We start from the raw sequence: 15,179 nt of genomic DNA, 5'->3' as shown, positions 1-15,179 counted from the left end.
CCCGCTTCCGCGCTGCGGGGCGGAACGCCGGAACCGGGGCGGCGTTCCACCAGCCGGCACGGAAACTGCCGCCAGGGGCCGCCGCGGCCGGAAAGCCCACCCCGCCGCGGCGGCGCTGCCGCTGCTTTGTGCAATCCGCGGTTGTGACGGCGGCACCGGTCAGCTACATCCTGGACCCGGCGATCCGCCCCGGCCTGCAACGGCGGCGGAGGGTGGCGATGCGAAGCGCGGGAGGCCGGGTGGGCCCCGCCGGTTGGGAGCGCGCATGATGCCGCCTGCACCCCTGTCGACCGAGGCCGAGCGCCTCGCCGCGCTGCACTCCTACCAGGTGCTGGATACGGCCAGCGAGGCCGCCTTCGACGACCTCGTGGCCCTGGCCGCGCGCCTGACGGGCAGCCCGATCGCCCTGGTGTCCCTGGTGGATGCCGACCGGCAATGGTTCAAGGCGCGGCACGGTTTGAACGTGCAGGAAACCCCCCGCGACCACGCCTTCTGCGCCGTCACGGTGCTGTCCTCCGGCCAGCCCCTGGTGGTGGAGGACACCACCGCCGACCCGCGCTTCCGAAACAACCCCTTCGTCACGGGGGCGCCGGAAATCCGCGCCTATCTCGGGGTGCCGCTGATCGATGCGGAAGGCTTCGCCCTGGGCAGCCTCTGCGTGATCGACCGCGTGCCCCGGCCCTTCGATGCCGATGCAGTCGATAGCCTGCGCACCCTGGCGCGCGCGGTGGTGGCGAACCTCGAGCTCCGCCGCGCGCTGCTGCGCACCCGCGAAGCGGCGCTGACGGATTCCCTGACCGGCCTGCCCAACCGGCGCGCGGTGACCGCGGCCCTCGCGGCCGCGGCGATGCGGTCCGACCCGCTCGCGGTGATCGCCGTGGACCTCGACCACTTCAAGGAGGTGAACGACGGCGAGGGCCATGCGGCCGGCGATGCCCTGCTGCGCGTCGCGGCCGACCGGCTGCGCGCCGCCGTGCGGCCGGGCGACATGGTCGGGCGCACCGGCGGCGACGAGTTCGTGGTGCTGCTGGCCGGGCCGATCAAGCCCGGCGACCTCGCCGCCGTGGCGCAGCGCATCTGCACCAGCCTGAACCAGCCGGTGCACCACGGCGCCCGGCAGCTGCGGCTCGGCGCCACGCTGGGCGTGGCCACCATGCCCGGGGATGCCGCGGCGCCGGAAATGGCGCTGCGCGTCGCGGACGAGGCGCTGCTGCGCGCCAAGCGGGACGGGCGCGGCGGCGTCGGCCATGCCGGCCGGGACGACGCCGCCCGGCTGCTGCACGCCGCCGCCATCCTGCGCGCCTTCGAGGCCGACGACGCGCCGCACCACCCGCCGGGCGGCGCCCTCCCGGGGGCCGCGGCGCATCTGCAGCCCATCGTGTCGCTGCGCCACGCCCCCGGCACCGCGCCGCCGGTGATAGCCGTGGAAGCGCTGGCGCGCTGGACCCACCCGGCCGTGGGCGCGATCGCGCCGGCGGAGCTCTTCGCGGTGATCGGGCCGGAACGGGCCAGCCATCTCGGCCAGGTCGTGCGCGAAAGGGCGCTGGCCGCCTTCGCGGCGCTGCGCCGCTCCGGCCTGGCCGAGGCCCGCATCGCCCTGAACCTGTCGGCCAGCGAGGTGTGCCGCGCCGACATCGCGCTGCACATCGCCGAGCAGGTGGAGCGCGCCGGGCTGTCGCTGCGCAGCGTGGAGGTGGAGATCACCGAGGAGATCCTGCTCGACCGCATCAGCGATCGCACCCTGGACCAACTGGCCGCCCTGCGCGGGCGCGGCGCGCGGCTGGTGCTGGATGATTTCGGCACCGGCCGGTCCGGCCTGGCGCAGCTGCTGCGCGTGCCGCTGGACGGCGTGAAGCTGGACAAGCAGTTCGTGCAGCGCCTGGGCTCGGACCTGCGGGCGGAGGAGATCATCCGCGCCAGCGTGTCCCTCGCCCACGGGCTGGGGCTGGAGATCGTGGCGGAGGGCGTGGAAACCGAGCCGCAGGCCGCGGTGCTGCGCCGCCTCGGCTGCGACGCCGCCCAGGGCTTCCTGTTCGCCCGCCCCATGCCGCCGCAGCAGCTGGAAGCCTGGCTGCTCGACCGCGAGCCGGAGGACGCCCCCGGCGTGGTGGCGCTGCGGCCCAAGGGCATTCTGGGCGCCGGCTGAACTGCGGCCGGCCGCGGCCCCCACGCCCCGGACCTGCCGCCTCAAGCCGCGCAGCGCAGCCCGCGCCGGGCATCGCGCCATGGACGACGCCAGGATCGTGCCCGGCGGGGCCGAACGGCGTCCGGGCCGCCTCAGAACACCGCGGCAAAGGGCAGCACGCGCACCACCTCGCCGGGCTCGACGCCCTCGCTGTTCTCATCCAGCTCGGCAAAGGCATCGGATTCCGTCAGCGAGGACAGCAGCCCCGCCCCTTCGCGGGGGAATTTCCGCGCGATCGGTGCGCCGGCCGCGGTGGGGTGCAGCGACACCCGCACGTATTCCCGCCGCCCCGCCTTCTTGCGGTAGGAGAACTCGGCCACCGCCGTGAAGCGCGGCAGCGGGGCAGGGGTCGCCCCGGCCAGCCGCAGTATCAGCGGCCGCGCCAGGTGCAGAAAGGTCACCACCGCCGCCACGGGGTTGCCCGGCAGCCCCAGCACGGGGGTGCCGCCCACCACGCCCATCGCCGCCGGCCGTCCCGGCTTCACCGCCAGCCGCCAGAACACCAGCGAGCCGCCGCTCTCGATGGCGGCGCGCACATGGTCCTCCTCGCCGGTGCTCACGCCGCCCGAGCACAGCAGCAGGTCGTGCGCGCCCGCGGCGTCCGCCAGCGCCGCCGCCATCGCCGCCGGCGCGTCGCGCAGGATGCCGAGGTCGCGGGCCTCCGCCGGCAGCCCCGCCAGCAGGCTGAGCAGCGTGTAGCGGTTGCTGTCGTAGGCGCGCGGCCCGCCGATGGCCCGCCCGGGCGAAACCAGCTCGTTGCCGGTGCTGAACACCCCCACCCGCGGCCGCGGCGTCACCGGCAGGCCCGACAGGCCCAGCGCCGCCGCCAGTCCGATCTCCGCCGGCCCGATCCGGCTGCCCCCGCGCAGCGCCAGGCCGCCGCGCGGCACGTCCTCCCCCGCCGGGCGGCAATTGGCGCCGCACCGCAGCCCGGGGCGCAGGAACACGAAGCCGTCCTCGGCCGCCGCGTCCTCCTGCATGATCACGGTGTCGGCGCCCTCGGGCATCGGCGCGCCGGTCAGCACCCGCATCGCCTGGCCCTTGTCCAGCGGTGGCGCCTCCGCCCCCGCGGCCACCCGGCCCGCCAGGCGCAGCCGCGTTTCGCCCTCGGCCCGCAGCTCGGCATGGCGAAAGGCGAAGCCGTCCACGGCGCTGTTGAAGAAGCCCGGCAGCGGCCGCGGCGCGATCACGTTGCGCGCCAGCACCCGCCCGCGCGCGTCCAGCAACGGCAGGCGCTCCTCGCCCGCCAGCGGCGGCACGCGCTCGGCGATCAGCGCCGCCGCGGCCTCCACGCCCAGCAGCGGCCCGCCGAAGGCGAAGCAGTCATCAGTCAGCTGGGCCAAGGCCGGGCATGCTCCAGGACGAGGTCGGCGATCCCCGGCACGTCGTCCAGCGCCGCGTGGGGCAGGGGGGCGGGCGGCGGCCGGTCCGCCGCCACCGCCACGATGCCAGCGTCGTCCGGATGCAGCCAGGGCTTGCCGTTGGCCGCCCGGAACACCTCCAGCTTCCGGTGCCCTTCCCGCTTGAAGCCTTCCACCAGCACCAGCTCCACCGGCGCCAGCTGCCCCAGCAACTCCGCCAACCCCGGCTCCGGCGCCCCGCGCAACTCCGTCATCAGCGCCCAGCGCTGCGCCGAGGCCACCAGCACCTGCGACGCCCCGGCCTCCCGGTGCACGAAGCTGTCCTTGCCCGGCCGGTCCACGTCGAACCCGTGATGCGCGTGCTTCAGCGTCGACACGCTCACCCCCCGCCCGAGGAGGCACGGGATCAGCGCCGCCAGCAGCGTCGTCTTGCCCGCGCCGCTCCAGCCCGCCAGCCCCAGCACCCGCATCCCGCCGCGCGGGCTCACGCGACGGCTCTCCGTCGCGGGGTGGCGCCGGGGAGTGGGGCTGGTGGGGGTGGTTGGTCTGCGATGGTCGGGCCGGGGCCAGAGGGGCTCTGCCCCTCTGGACACCCCGCGAGGAGCTTAGGCTCCTCGACCTCATGAGCGCTCCGCGAGGAGGGGCTGCGGGACAGGTCGCGCCGCGAGGGCAAACGGTTCCGCAAAGCCCCTCCTCGCGGAGCGCTCAGCGCGGGGTCCGGGGAGTTCGTACCTCCCCGGCGGGGTCCAGGGGCAGCGCCCCTGGCCGAGGTCGGATCACCCGAGAGCAACCGCCCCGCCAGACCGGTTCCCCCGGGCGCCACGCCGTGATGGCGAGCCGTCGGCGTCAGTCCGCCCCGGCGATGCGGGCGCCGGGCGGGGCGCCGGGGGGCGGGCCGACCACGGCGTGGGCCTTGGCCAACTCTTCCTCGACCCAAAGGGAGTGGTGTTCGCGCGCCCAGTTGTAGTCCACGACGCCCTGGCTCATCGCCTCCACGGCGCCCTCCATGCCGACCGAGCCGATGTAGATATGCGCCAGCATCGCCGCGATCATCAGCACGGACAGGGTAGCATGGGCGATGTAGGCCCATTGCTGCCCCTGGATATCCAGCGCGTAGAACGGGAAGATCAGGAAGTACCCGCTCACCGCCACCAGCCCGCCGCCGAGCACGGTGATCCAGAACACCATTTTCTGCCCGAAGTTGAACCGCTTGGCCGCCGGGTGGCCGCGGCCGATGAAGCCGCCGCCCTTCTTGATCCAGTCCCAGTCCAGCTTGTTGGGGATGTTGTCGCGCACCCACAGCACGAACATCACCAGCACGCCGACGGTGAAGGGCAGGCCCAGGAAGTTGTGCGCCGTCTTGCCCGCCTCGCTCAGCGCGGTGAAGGCTTCCGGCCCGATCACCGGCCGGATCACCCAGCCGCCGAAGGTCAGGTTCAGCCCCGACAAGGCCAGCACCACGAAGGAGGCCGCGACCATCCAGTGGTTGGCGCGCTCGATCGCGTTGAAGCGGCCCATCTTGCGGCCGGACATGCCGTGCTCCGGCCGGATGCGCCCGCGCACCAGCAGGAACAGCGCCAGCAGCGCGAACATCCCCACCACGGCCACGCCGCCGACCCAGGGCAGGATGACGTTGCGGAAATAGCGCCAGTCCCGCCCTTCCGGCTGCACCAGGGAGGCCGCCTTGCCGTCGGGGATGCTGATCCGCCCCTGGATGCGGTCGCCCCGCAGCGCCGCGCGCAGCTCCTGCTCGGCGGCATCCGCCTGGCCGCGGTCGGTGAAGGGCTGCCGCAACGGCTGGTTGCCCAGCGTGGTCGGCTGCGGCGGCCGTTCCGGCTGCGGCGCCACGGGGGTCTGCCCGGGCCCGTAGGGGTTGGGCGCCGCCGGCGTGCCGGAGGGCACGATGGGCGCCGCCTGCGGCTGCTGCGCGTTGTTGGTGCCGGGGCTGCCGGGGGCACCGCGCCCGGCGCCCACCTCCGGCACCGGCGCCTGCCGCTCGGGCGAGTTGGGCGCCACGGGATGGTCGGCGCTGCCCGCGGTGGGCGGCGCCGCCGCGCCCGGGCCGGGCGCATTGGCCGTGGCCCCGTCGCTGGCCCCCGGCACCGCGGTGCCCGCCCCCGAAGCCGCGGCCGGCCCGGTGGCAGCGCCGTCCCCGGTGGCAGGCGCCGCCGGAGCCGCACCGGGTGCAGCCGAGGGGGCGGCGGGCGCGTCCGGCGACGCGGCGCCGGACGCCGGGGCCGCTACTGTGCCCGGGGCTTCCGGCGCCACGTTGGACGGCGCCGCGCCCGAACCGGCGGCCGGCACGGCGGGATCAGCCGCCGGCGCCTGGGCCAGCGCCGGCAGCCCGGCCGCCAGCCCCAGGGCCAGCGCCGCGGGCAGTGCGAGGCGGCGGATCATACCGCCACGTCCTCGCGATAGGCGGTGCGCCAGCCCCAGGCGCCGGACCCGTAGCCGCGCGTCTGCACCCGCTCGCGGTAGATCGAGGCGATGATGTCGCCGTCGCCGGCCAGCAGCGCCTTGGTGGAGCACATCTCCGCGCAGAGCGGCAGCTTGCCCTCGGCGATGCGGTTGGACCCGTACTGGATGTACTCCGCCTGCGTGTTGTCCTGCTGCGGGCCGCCGGCGCAGTAGGTGCACTTGTCCATCTTGCCGCGGCCGCCGAAGTTGCCCAGCCGCGGGTATTGCGGCGCGCCGAAGGGGCAGGCGTAGAAGCAGTAGCCGCAGCCGATGCACAGATCCTTGTCATGCAGCACGATGTGGTCGGCCGTGGTGTAGAAGCAGTCCACCGGACACACCGCCTGGCAGGGCGCGTCCGTGCAGTGCATGCAGGCCATGGAGATCGAGCGCTCGCCGGGCACGCCGTCGTTCAGCGTCACGACGCGGCGCCGGTTGATGCCCCAGGGCACCTCGTGCTCGTTCTTGCAGGCGGTGACGCAGGCGTTGCACTCGATGCAGCGGTCCGCGTCGCACAGGAACTTCATGCGGGCCATTGGGCTATCTCCTCACGCCGCGCGGATCTGGCAGATCGTGACCTTGGCTTCCTGCATGAAGGTCACGGGGTCGTAGCCGTAGGTGGTCAGCGTGTTGACGCTCTCGCCCAGCACGATCGGATCGGTGCCCGCGGGATAATGGCTGCGCCGGTCCTCGCCCTGCCAGATGCCGCCGAAGTGGAAGGGCATGAAGGCGACGCCCTTGCCCACCCGCTCCGTCACCAGCGCCTTGACCCGGGTGCGCGCGTTGCTCTCCGCGCCGGATACCCAGACCATCTGCCCTTCGCGGATGCCGCGCTCGGCCGCGTCCGCGGTGTTGATCTCCACGAACATCTCCTGCTGCAACTCCGCCAGCCAGCGGTTGGAGCGCGTTTCCTCGCCGCCGCCCTCGTATTCCACGAGCCGGCCGGAGGTCAGGATGATCGGGAACTCGCTCACCAGCTGGCGCGAGCGTTCCTGCACGCTGCGCCCGAGGTGCGGCAGCCGGAAGCCGCGGCGGTCCGGCAGCGTCGGGTACTGCGCGATCAGATCGGGGCGCACGGTGTAGATCGGCTCGCGGTGCACCGGCACGGGGTCGGGCAGGTTCCAGGCCACGGCGCGCGCCTTGCCGTTGCCGTAGGCCATCACCCCGTGCTCCATGGTGACGCGGATGATCCCCATGCTCAGGTCGGTGGACCAGGACACGTTGTCCACCTGGGTGCCGCCGATGCGCTCGATGATCTCCTTCTCGCGCGCCGTCAGCTCGTCGTACCAGCCCAGGCGCTTCATCACCCGCACGGTGAATTCCGGATAGCCGTCGGTCAGCTCGGACCCCTTGCTCCAGGACCCCTCGGCCAGCAGCGTCTTGCCGTTGCGCTCCACCCCGAAGCGGGCGCGGAAGGTGCTGCCGCCGTCCTTCACGTGCAGGTCGGGGTTGTAGAGGATATGCGTGCCGGGATGCTTCATCTCCGGCGTGCCCCAGCACGGCCAGGGCAGGCAGTAGGTTTCGCCCTCCACCGGCGTGCCGGGCCGGCCGCGCAGCGTCGAGACGTCGAAATACTGCTCGTTGGCCATGTGGTGGCGCAGCCGCTCCGGCGACTGGCCGGTGTAGCCCACGCTGACGCAGCCGCGGTTGATCTCGCGCAGCAGGCTCTCGGCCGTGGGCGCCTCACCCTGGATGTCCATGCCCTTGAACATCTGCTCCGCCAGGCCGAGCCGCTTGGCCAGGCGGTACATCACCTCGTAGTCGGACTTGCTCTCGAAGATCGGGTCCACGATCTTCTCGCCCCACTGCACGGAGCGGTTGGAGGCCGTGCGCGTGCCGTAGGTCTCGAAGCTGGTGCAGATCGGCAGCAGGTAGGTGCCGTTCTTGCGCTCCGACAGCATGGAGAAGGTGGTGGGGTGCGGGTCCGCCACCACCAGCAGCTCCAGCTGCTCCAAGCCCTTGATGCTCTCGGGCATGCGGGTGACGGTGTTGCCGCCATGGCCCATCACCACCATAGCCTTGACGGGATTGGGCTGCTCGATCTGGTCCTTGGGCATGGTGACCGCGTCGAACCAGCGCGTGGTGGGAATCCCCGGCGCCGTCATCAGCTGCGGGCTGGCGAAGCGCCCCTTCATCCACTCGTAGTCGACGTCCCAGACCCGGCACCAGTGCCGCCAGGCGGATTCGTCCAACCCGTAATAGGCGGGCAGGGTGGTCACATCCAGGCCCATGTCGGTGGCGCCCTGGACGTTGGTGTGGCCGCGATAGATGTTCGCGCCCGTCCCCGCCTTGCCCACATTGCCCGTGGCCAGCAGCAGGATCGAGTAGGCGCGGACGTTGGCCGTGCCCACGGTCTTCTGCGTGGCGCCCATGCACCAGATCAGCGTGGCCGGCTTCTGCGTCGCGAAGATCTCCGCCACGCGCTTCATCTGCTCCGGCGGGATGCCGGCGACGCGCTCCACCTCGGCCGGGTTCCACTTGGCGACCTCGGCGCGGATCTCCTCCATGCCGTAAACGCGCTGGCGGATGAACTCCTTGTCCTCCCAGCCATTGTCGAAGATGTGCCACAGCAGGCCCCAGATCACCGGGATGTCGGTGCCGGGGCGCAGGCGGACATATTCGGTGGCATGCGCTGCGGTGCGGGTGAAGCGCGGGTCCACCACGATCAGGTTGGCGCGGTTCATCTCGCGCCCCGTCAGCAGGTGCTGCATGGAGACGGGATGCGCCTCGGCGGGGTTGCCGCCCATCACCATCAGCGTCTTGCTGTTGCGGATGTCGTTGAAGGAATTCGTCATCGCGCCGTAGCCCCAGGTGTTGGCAACACCCGCGACCGTGGTCGAGTGACAGATGCGCGCCTGGTGGTCCACCGAGTTGGTGCCCCAGAAGGCCGCGAACTTGCGGAACAGATAGGCCGCCTCGTTGGTGAACTTGGCCGAGCCCAGCCAGAACACGCTGTCCGGCCCCATCTTCTCCCGAACATCGAGCAGCTTGGCGCCGATCTCGTCGATCGCCTGTTCCCAGGAAATCCGCCGGTACTCGCCATCCACCAGCTTCAGCGGATACTTCAGCCGCCGGTCGCCATGCACGAGCTCGCGCACCGAGGCGCCCTTGGCGCAGTGCACCCCCCGGTTGATCGGCGAGCCATAGGCCGGTTCCTGCCCGACCCAGACGCCGTGCTGCACCTCGCCGATCACCGAACACCCCACCGAGCAGTGGGTGCAGATGTTCTTGACCCGGATCACCTCGCCCTGCGGGTCCAGCGGCCCCGCCGCCGCTGGCCGCGCCGCGGTCAGCGGCAGGGCGCCCAGCGTCGCCAGCCCCGCGCCGGCCAGCCCGGCCTGTTGCAGGAAGCCGCGCCGGTCCAGCCCGCCGGAAGACAGCCCCTCATAGGCACCCGACAGCCGCTGCCGGGCGGGCTTGCCGTCGCTGCGCTTGATCAGCATGGCCGCGCGATCCCCGTTCTCAGTACCGGTTGGTGGCGTAGAACGCCTTGACGTGATCCGTTTCGCGGTAGCGCGCCGCCACCCGTTGCTGCGGGTTCTCCTTGCGCGCCATCCCCGGCGGCACGGCATCGGCGCGCGACGGCGGGTCCGCCGCCTCCGCCACGCCGGCCACCGCCGCCCCGCCCGCCGCCAGCCCCAGCGCCTTGAGGAAGCCGCGCCGCTGCGGCGTTCCGTCCCGGTCCCGCTCGCTCATCGCACCACACTCCCAAACGTCGCGCTCATCGTGCCTGACCGTCACCCCGCAGCCCCATCGCCGGCTTCCCGGTCGTGTTGCCCGGTTGCTCTCTGTTGTTCTGACGTTGGCCAGGGGCGCTGCCCCTGGACCCCGCCGGGGAGCTTAGGCTCCCCGGACCCCACGTTGAGTGCCTCCGGCGGGGGCGGGTCGGACAAGGCGGTCCATTATGTTGGCCGTCGGCCATCCCGCCCCCGCCGGAGGCACTCATGAGGTCCAGGAGCCTAAGCTCCTGGCGGGGGCTCCAAGGGGGCAGAGCCCCCTTGGCCACGCTCAGGGCCACCGAGAGCAACCGCGCAGCGCGCCCCGGACACCGGGGACGGGCCTGCGCGAAGGGCAGCGGGCCGGTCATGCGGCGAGGTCCGCGGCGGATTGTTCGATGTCCAGGGCCAGGCGGCCCAGGGCGGCGACGGAGCGCCAGAAGCGGGCGGCCGCCGCGGCCTCGATATCGGCGAAGCAGCGCCCGGCCCAGGGCAGCAGGTGCGTGGCCAGGAAGGCGGGGGCGGCGGCGGGGCCGGCGGCGAAGACGCCGCCCAGCAGCCCGGCATAGGTTTCGCACAGGAAGGCCAGCGCGTCCTCCGGCTCTGCGATCCCCGGGGCGCGCGTCACGCCCAGCCGGGCGAGGTCGCCGCGCAGCCGTGCCAGGGGACGCTCGTGCAGGAAGCCGGTCAGGTAGTAGGAGGCGTAGGGCAGCACCTCGCCGCGGCCGACGCCGATGAACAGCGCATGGAACTCGCGCTCCAGCGCTGCCGGCTCGGCCGCGCGTGCGGCCTCCGCCAGGGCGGCAGTGGCGCGGCCCAGGGGCGAGGCGTCGCCCGGCAGGTGCCGCAGGCCGTCCAGCAGCGCCCGGTCCGGCGGCGCCATCAGCAACCGGCCGAGCAGGGCGAAGAGCCGGGCGCGCTCCGCTTCCAGCTGATCCGTTCCCGGCAGGTTCCCGGCCCCCGACATCCCGGCGCGTGCACTCCGTGTCATCCGCGGGCGAGCGGGCCCGGAGCGTGCTTATCCCGCGAAAGCCGGGGCCTTCACAAGGCGTGGATTTACAAGCCCTTGCGAGCGATGCTGGTTGCGAAGCAGTTGCAATTCGGGCGCGCGGTGCGGCCGCCGCGGGATGTGTCAGAAAACGCCGGATCTGCCACATTGCGGACGGAACTTGACCGGCAAGCTACTGGAAGTGTAGGATTATCTTCCGAAAACAGGGCTTCCCGGACGTCCCTCGGTAAGGAAGTAAGATCGTAAGGAAGTAAGGCGAACCGTCCGCTCAGGCCGGCACCGCGCCGCCATGCCGCGGTCGCGCCGGGGTGGCCGCGGGCACCGGGGGCGCCACCACCGCCGGCGGCAGCGAAACGGCTGCGGGCGGCACCGGTTCGGCCGGCGTGGCGACCGACAGGCGCAGGGCGGGCCCTGCATCGCCGCCCCATCCGGCCGAGGCGGCGTCCGGCGCGGCTCCCCCCGGCGCGGCCGCTTCCGGGGCGCCCAGCGGCCCCGGCGGCGCGTCGCCCGGCGGAACCGGCAGCGCTTCCCCCGTACCCTCCGGCCCTGTCCCCGACAGGACCTCGCCCGGCCCACCCGCCACCACGGCCCGGGCCGGCGCCTCGCCCGCCTCCGCCCGCGGTGCGCCGATCGCCTGGGCGAGCAGTTCCTCGATGTTGCCCACCAGCGTCGGCGAGAAGCCGAACACTCCGCCATCGGGCGCATTGTAGTCCCAGGCGTAATCCGCCGGCCCGACGAAGTCGCGGATCGCGGGGTCCAGGCTCCAGGCCCGCCGCAGCGCCGCCTGCCGCAGGGACGCCGGCACCCCGGGGCGCAGAAAGACGGCGATGTCGCTGTGTTCCGTCAGGTCGTTGATCGCCGGCAGGCTGGCGGGATCGAAGGCCGGGGCGGCCGCAGCCTCCGCCGCGGGCTGGCCCACCCGCGCCTTGGCCATGGGCGATGCCGCCCGCGCGCCGGCTTCCGGCAGCGCCGCCCCCGCATACGCGCCGGGCGGCACGCCCCCTTCGCCGGCACCGGGCGCGGCCACCGCGCCGAGGCCGGGCGGCATGGCCGCCGTGCCAGGGGCGGGCACCGCCATCGCCGTGCCGGGATTAGGCACCGCCGTCGCGCCAGGACCAGGCACCACCGTCGCCGCTCCGGGATTGGGCCGCCCCGCCGCGGGCACGGCATCCCGCCGGCCCGTCGCCGCCGCGGCCTCCGCCGCTTCCGGCGCCGCGGCGGCGCGCTTGCGGCGCGACCAGCGGGCGAGGAAGCCTTCCTCCCCCGCGCTCAATCCTCGTCCCCCTCACTGGAGGGTCCCGTGCCGCGCCGGCCGCCGCGGCCGAAGGCCAGCGCCTCGGGATCGGCGCGCTCGCGGCGGCGCTTGTGGAAGGTGGGTTCGCGATAATGCCGGGCCACGAACTCGGCGATTGTCGCGGCCAGGCCGGGCGGCAGCGGCAGGGCTTCCAGCAGGTCGTTGCCCACGTCGGCGTAGAGGTGCGCCTCGCCGGGATCGGCGGTGACGAGGTGCAGCGCCATGCCCGGCGGCGCTTCCGTCGCGCGCAGAACCACCCACAGGCTGGGCGAGGCCGCTTCCAGGTTGTGCCGCAGGTTGTCCGTGTCCGTGGGGTGCAGCGCCACCTCCGCCCGCCCCGCCAGGAACAGGGCGCGGCCGGCCTCCTCGCGCAACAGGGTCCAGGCCGGGGCGTCGGGCGCGTCCTCCAGCACCTCCACCGCGCGCCACACGTGCTCGGCCCAGCGGGTGACGCCGGGGCGGCGCTCGGCCAGCACCCAGACGGGGATGCGCCGGGTGTCCGCGCTGTCGCCCCATTGCGTCACGGCGTTTCCTCCAGCGGCAGCCCCAGCACGAGGTTCTGCGGCTTCACCCGCACCCGCCCCGCCGCATCCATCGCCAGCACCAGGTAGACCGGCCGCCCGCGCACCCGGGTGATCACCCGCGCGGGGTCGTGGATCTCCAGCCGGGCCAGCCACAGGATGCGGGCCAGCCGCGCCTGCTCCACCGCCTCGCCGCGCCACAGCGCGTTGGCGATGGCGGTGGCCTCGGCGTCCAGCCCGGCGTGCCAGCTCCAGCGCGGGTCCTCCACCGTGGGCACGGGCGTCACGGACACGGGCAGGGCCAGCAGGTGCGCCAGCAGCCGTTCCAGCGCCCGCGCCAGCCCCTGCTGCCCCGGCCGCCCCTGGGCGATGTCCAGCGCCAGGTCGTGCGCGTCCGAGCGCGCGCGGTAGCCGGCGGCGTTCTCTTCCCCCAGCACGTCCAGCTCCACCGAGGCGGGCGGCGCCCCGGCCTCCGCCAGCAGCCGCCCGAGCGTGCCGAGGTCGCCCTCGGCGGCGCGGGCCTCCACGACCTCCTCGTCCGCCAGCAGGGTGGCGCCCTGGTGGATCGCGGCGCGCTGCGGGCGGAACAGCATCTCGGCGGCGCGCAGGGTGAAGGCGTCCGCCTCGCCCTCCATCGCGGCGCGCGCCACCAGGTGCGTCAGCATCTGCAGGAACAGCGGCGGCACCCCCGCCACCCCGTCGCGGAACAGCGCGATCCAGGCGGCTTCCAGCGTCGGATGCGCGGCCACGCGGTCGCGGAAGCCCAGGAAATGCTCCCAGTTTTCCCGCGCATCCCCGTCCGCCAGCCGCGCCAGTTCGGCGGCGGGAACCGGGCGGGTGGGATCTTCCAGCAGTTCCGCGTGCAGCAGCCGCTCGGCGGCGCAGGCTTCGGGCGGCGGCATCAGTTCGGGGCGGGCCAGAAAGGCGCGCCACAGGCCGGGGCTGGGCAGGAGGTGGCCGCGCGCGTCGCGCTCGCACAGCGCGTGGCCGGAAGCGACCCAGAAATCGGCGGAGTCCACCAGGGTGTCCTCGCCCGCCGCGGCGGCGTGAGGGTGGCCGGGCGCGGCCGCATGGCGGTGGTCCCCGGCCGGCCCGGCCGGCCCGGCCGCATGGTGGTGATCACCGGCCGGCCCGGCCGCGTGACGGTGATTCCCGGCCTGTCCGGCCGCGTGAGCGTGGCCCGCGCCGTTCCGCCCCGCCGGGCCGTCGCCGTTCCCGCCGCTCACCGCCGCCGCCCCGCGCCGAAAGGATCGGGAGCGGCGAGGTCGGGCCGCTCGGGCGCTTCTTCCTCGCCCTCCACCAGCACCGTGGCGAACACCGGCAGCGTGCCCAGCGCCGCGGCCGACCATTCCCGCGGCCGGTCGGCGCGGTGCAGGGTGCGGAAGCGCTCGCGCTGCGCCCCGCCTTCCAGGCTGCGGTGCAGCGCCAGCACCGTGCCGGCCGGGTGGCCCTCGCACAGCGAGGCTGCGAAGTTGATCTCCTCCGCCGCGGCGCCGCGGGCGGCGGCCTCGTCCGGGGCGCCGTGATGCGCGCGCAGGTGCGCGGCCAGGGCGGCGGTGGCGGCTTCGCGGGCGGCGGCGTCGCAGGGCGCGACCTCCACCAGGGTGGACCAGCCGAAGGAGCCCAGCCCCAGGAAGCCGGCGCGGAATTCCTGGCGGCGCTGGCCGGTCATGCCCTCCGGCTCCTCGTCCCAGAAGCAGAAGCCGCCGGGCACCGCCCATTCCCCCGGCTCGGCCGCGCGGGTGAACACCAGCGTGTCGGACGGGTCCAGCCGCAGGGTGCGGGGCAGGGCACCGCTCACGCCCGCGCCCCCGCGGGATGGCCGGGAAAGGAGCCGGCGCCGCTGGCGGAAGCGCTGCCGGGCGAAGTTTCCGGCGGCTCCGCGCCGGCAAGCACCGGCACGCCCAGCGCGTGGCGCCCGCGCCCCGCGCCGCGGTCCAGCAGCAGGTCGCCGGTGTCGAGGTCCAGGGCGGGACAAGCCCCGTCCATCCAGTCTTCCGGCTGCAGCCGCGCCAGCACCCGCTCGGCCAGCACGGAAAAGCCGCCCGCTTCCCAGTCGTGCAGCGTGGCCATCAGGTGCCGCGCCCAGGCGGCGGTGAGGGCCGCGGCATCCAGGTCCTCGAAGCCCTGTTCCTCCAGGCTGGTGAGGTGCGGGTGGCGGCCGGGCACGGTGCCCGCAGGGAAGCTCAGGCGCAGCTCCACCCCCACGGCCAGCCAGGGCGGCGGCGCGTCCTCGGCGGCGCCGTCGGGCACCAGGAGCCGCACCGCGCCGGCGGCGGCGCCGTCCAGCGTCAGCGTGCCCGGCCAGCGCAGCTGCATCGGCAGTTCCGGCGGCCCCACGGCCGCCAGCGCGTCCAGCGCCGCCGAGGCCGCGGCCAGGATCGCGATGCGCGCCCGCCGCAACGGCAGTTCCGGCTCCAGCACCGCCGCCGCTTCCACCCGCGACGCCGAGCGCACCCAGGGCAGCGTGCCCGCCCCGCGCGACGGTGCCAGCGCGGCGGCATGGGCCAGCGCATCCGCGCCTTCGCGCAGCGGCACGGGCTCGAACAGGCTGGGCAGGTCGGGCAGGGCGCCCGTTTCCCTCGTCACGACCATCGCGGGGGCATATATGCCGCCGGTGCCGCCGCGGACAGGCGGCG

Annotated in this window: 13 protein-coding genes; 1 reads left to right on the top strand and 12 read right to left on the bottom strand. The window is 74.4% G+C overall.

Going from position 1 to position 15,179, the window contains the following annotated elements; translation table 11 throughout:
* Positions 1-265 precede the first annotated feature (265 nt).
* Positions 266-2,146 carry a putative bifunctional diguanylate cyclase/phosphodiesterase gene (locus ACLIBK_RS18145; protein ID WP_415388698.1) on the top strand — a complete coding sequence of 627 codons (1,881 nt, stop codon included), beginning with the start codon at positions 266-268 and terminating at the stop codon, positions 2,144-2,146.
* Between the two features lie 131 nt (positions 2,147-2,277).
* Here the strand turns inward: ACLIBK_RS18145 and glp are convergent, their stop codons facing one another.
* The 12 genes from glp to ACLIBK_RS18085 form a co-directional block, all read right to left on the bottom strand.
* Entirely contained in the window at positions 2,278-3,528 is a 1,251-nt protein-coding gene (gene glp / locus ACLIBK_RS18140) for a gephyrin-like molybdotransferase Glp (RefSeq protein WP_415388697.1), read from the bottom strand.
* On the bottom strand, positions 3,516-4,034 hold the full coding sequence (gene mobB / locus ACLIBK_RS18135; protein ID WP_415388696.1) for a molybdopterin-guanine dinucleotide biosynthesis protein B: 519 nt from the start codon (positions 4,032-4,034) through the stop codon (positions 3,516-3,518). The genes glp and mobB overlap by 13 nt, the downstream gene beginning before the upstream one ends.
* A 358-nt stretch (positions 4,035-4,392) precedes the next feature.
* Positions 4,393-5,943, bottom strand: a complete 1,551-nt coding sequence (locus ACLIBK_RS18130) for a formate dehydrogenase subunit gamma (RefSeq protein WP_415388695.1) — start codon at positions 5,941-5,943, stop codon at positions 4,393-4,395.
* Entirely contained in the window at positions 5,940-6,536 is a 597-nt protein-coding gene (gene fdh3B, locus ACLIBK_RS18125) for a formate dehydrogenase FDH3 subunit beta (RefSeq protein ID WP_415388694.1), read from the bottom strand. Before fdh3B ends, ACLIBK_RS18130 begins: the two co-directional genes overlap by 4 nt.
* A gap of 12 nt (positions 6,537-6,548) precedes the next feature.
* On the bottom strand, positions 6,549-9,443 hold the full coding sequence (locus tag ACLIBK_RS18120; protein ID WP_415388693.1) for a molybdopterin-dependent oxidoreductase: 2,895 nt from the start codon (positions 9,441-9,443) through the stop codon (positions 6,549-6,551).
* Between the two features lie 19 nt (positions 9,444-9,462).
* Entirely contained in the window at positions 9,463-9,696 is a 234-nt protein-coding gene (locus ACLIBK_RS18115) for a twin-arginine translocation signal domain-containing protein (protein ID WP_415388692.1), read from the bottom strand.
* A 387-nt stretch (positions 9,697-10,083) separates the two neighbouring features.
* Positions 10,084-10,683 carry a TorD/DmsD family molecular chaperone gene (locus ACLIBK_RS18110; RefSeq protein ID WP_415388691.1) on the bottom strand — a complete coding sequence of 200 codons (600 nt, stop codon included), beginning with the start codon at positions 10,681-10,683 and terminating at the stop codon, positions 10,084-10,086.
* A 310-nt stretch (positions 10,684-10,993) separates the two neighbouring features.
* A complete protein-coding gene (locus ACLIBK_RS18105) occupies positions 10,994-11,998 on the bottom strand; it encodes a DUF3306 domain-containing protein (protein ID WP_415388690.1) in 1,005 nt (334 codons plus the stop codon).
* A complete protein-coding gene (locus ACLIBK_RS18100) occupies positions 11,995-12,543 on the bottom strand; it encodes a DUF3305 domain-containing protein (protein WP_415388689.1) in 549 nt (182 codons plus the stop codon). Before ACLIBK_RS18100 ends, ACLIBK_RS18105 begins: the two co-directional genes overlap by 4 nt.
* The gene (locus ACLIBK_RS18095; protein WP_415388688.1) at positions 12,540-13,559 is read right to left on the bottom strand and encodes a DUF6352 family protein; all 1,020 of its coding nucleotides are present in this window, start codon (positions 13,557-13,559) and stop codon (positions 12,540-12,542) included. Before ACLIBK_RS18095 ends, ACLIBK_RS18100 begins: the two co-directional genes overlap by 4 nt.
* Before the next feature lie 203 nt (positions 13,560-13,762).
* Positions 13,763-14,341, bottom strand: coding sequence for a DUF6505 family protein (locus ACLIBK_RS18090; RefSeq protein ID WP_415388687.1), 579 nt, complete (start codon positions 14,339-14,341; stop codon positions 13,763-13,765).
* The gene (locus tag ACLIBK_RS18085; RefSeq protein WP_415388686.1) at positions 14,338-15,129 is read right to left on the bottom strand and encodes a biotin/lipoate--protein ligase family protein; all 792 of its coding nucleotides are present in this window, start codon (positions 15,127-15,129) and stop codon (positions 14,338-14,340) included. Before ACLIBK_RS18085 ends, ACLIBK_RS18090 begins: the two co-directional genes overlap by 4 nt.
* Positions 15,130-15,179 lie beyond the last annotated feature (50 nt).

The organism is Roseomonas sp. BN140053 (assembly GCF_047690175.1).
In the GTDB taxonomy this organism is placed as follows: Bacteria; Pseudomonadota; Alphaproteobacteria; order Acetobacterales; family Acetobacteraceae; genus Roseomonas.
This window is presented reverse-complemented; position numbering and strand designations above follow the sequence as displayed.

Bases quoted from the DNA above. Each gene is read 5' to 3' on its own strand.
- ACLIBK_RS18145 (WP_415388698.1), top strand. From the start codon at position 266: ATGATGCCGCCTGCACCCCTGTCGACCGAGGCCGAGCGCCTCGCCGCG.
- ACLIBK_RS18130 (WP_415388695.1), bottom strand. From the start codon at position 5,943: ATGATCCGCCGCCTCGCACTGCCCGCGGCGCTGGCCCTGGGGCTGGCG.
- fdh3B (WP_415388694.1), bottom strand. From the start codon at position 6,536: ATGGCCCGCATGAAGTTCCTGTGCGACGCGGACCGCTGCATCGAGTGC.
- ACLIBK_RS18120 (WP_415388693.1), bottom strand. From the start codon at position 9,443: ATGCTGATCAAGCGCAGCGACGGCAAGCCCGCCCGGCAGCGGCTGTCG.
- ACLIBK_RS18115 (WP_415388692.1), bottom strand. From the start codon at position 9,696: ATGAGCGAGCGGGACCGGGACGGAACGCCGCAGCGGCGCGGCTTCCTC.
- ACLIBK_RS18110 (WP_415388691.1), bottom strand. From the start codon at position 10,683: ATGTCGGGGGCCGGGAACCTGCCGGGAACGGATCAGCTGGAAGCGGAG.